Annotated in this window: 1 protein-coding gene; it reads right to left on the bottom strand. The window is 54.1% G+C overall.

The window, feature by feature from the left end:
- Positions 1 to 302: substrate-binding domain-containing protein (locus tag AC1DRJ_RS31755; protein ID WP_477805579.1), on the bottom strand; the 302-nt coding region annotated here is incomplete at its 3' end.
- Positions 303 to 584: the final 282 nt, after the last annotated feature.

Genomic DNA, 584 nt, shown 5'->3' with positions numbered 1-584 from the left:
GCGATGACCAGCGCATTGACCTTGGCCAAAATCATTTGCTCGACGATGCGTGTCTGGCCAGCGGTATCCGTTTCGTCTTTGATGCCGTTGGAGATCAGCTCGAATTCACCGGAATGGTCTTTCTGGTACGCCTTGGCGCCATCTTCCATGGTCAGGAAGAACTCATTGGCCAGGGATTTCATGACCAGCGCGACTTTGGGTTTTTCAGGCGATTCGGCGAAGGCCGATGAGACAGGCAGCGCGGCGGATGCGACAGCCAGCATAGCGACAGCAAGAAGACGTCCAGCGAATGGCAGCTTCATGGGTTCACTCCGATCTTATGATTATTGTGAGCAACGCTTACGCCGGAGTAACGCCGGGGCTCCTATCGTCGGTGCTTCGGGCCCCAACAGACTCGCGCAAACGTTTGCGTAGATCAAACTATGCGAACCCGGCCGGGAATTGTCAACGGCCGTAGTGGTGAGAATACCTGTAAGAAAAAATAATCTTAGAAGGGCATCGACTTAGGCGCGGGATTCTTTAGCACTGATTCTAGATCTCGCCAGGCGTCTTTCTCGACACAGGTCGTAGGAGCCTTCGGATAG

The sequence above is a fragment of the Pseudomonas sp. P5_B2 genome (genome assembly GCF_056400445.1).
The sequence above is the reverse complement of the archived record's forward strand: the minus strand, read 5'-3'. Positions and strand labels throughout refer to the sequence as shown.